3 protein-coding genes are annotated in these 654 nt (G+C 28.6%); all 3 read left to right on the top strand.

Annotated elements, in window-relative coordinates; genetic code table 11:
- The first annotated feature begins 69 nt into the window (after window positions 1-69).
- On the top strand, window positions 70-240 hold the full coding sequence (locus Q3304_RS20860) for a hypothetical protein (protein WP_407815491.1): 171 nt from the start codon (window positions 70-72) through the stop codon (window positions 238-240).
- Window positions 241-274: 34 nt separating this feature from the next.
- Window positions 275-505 (top strand): hemolysin XhlA family protein, encoded by a 231-nt coding sequence (locus Q3304_RS20855; protein WP_021384792.1) that lies wholly within the window; start codon window positions 275-277, stop codon window positions 503-505.
- 15 nt (window positions 506-520) lie between these two features.
- Window positions 521-654: phage holin family protein (locus Q3304_RS20850; protein WP_407815492.1), on the top strand; the 134-nt coding region annotated here is incomplete at its 3' end.

Raw genomic sequence — 654 nt, 5'->3', positions numbered from 1 at the left:
TGAGATAGTAAACACAGCATTCGAAGTAGTAAATATGAAATTAAATAACAATATCTAGGAGGAATTAATATGTATAACTTATTAAAATTAATGATAGAACAAAAGAACTATAGTACAAAGGAAGATTTACAACATAAGATGGATGTATTTTATGCAGTAAACAGAATTACAGAAGAACAATATTTAGAGTTAACAGGTTTATTAAATAAAGAAGAAGTACCAGTAGAACCAACGATATAGGTTCTTTTTTATTTCAATTAATTAGGAGGTTTTCATGAATGAAGAACTTTTCAAAGACAATTTGAAACGACACGAGGTAACAATAAATAAACATAATGATGAAATAGATGAATTAAAAGTAGCAAATATAGAGTCTAAAGCAGAGTTAAAGGCACTATGTGAGAATTTAAACTCGCTTACAAGTATGTTAAAATGGCTGATTGGAACAATGATTACAACACTTGTAGGGTTCTTTATATTTGCAATACAGAGAGGAATATTTTAATTAGGAGGATAAGAGATGGATAATTTAATAAGTTTCATACCTGAGCAGTTGCTAATTTTAGTTGCTGCTCTTTATATTTTGGGGTTCGGTTGTAAGCAGTATAAACAGTTAGATAACAAGTATATTCCAGTAGTGTTATTGATACTTGG

The sequence above is a fragment of the Clostridioides sp. GD02377 genome, assembly GCF_045899875.1.
Taxonomy (GTDB): domain Bacteria; phylum Bacillota; class Clostridia; order Peptostreptococcales; family Peptostreptococcaceae; genus Clostridioides; species Clostridioides difficile_A.
Note: the sequence above shows the minus strand (reverse complement) of the source record. Positions and strands in the feature narration are given on the sequence as shown.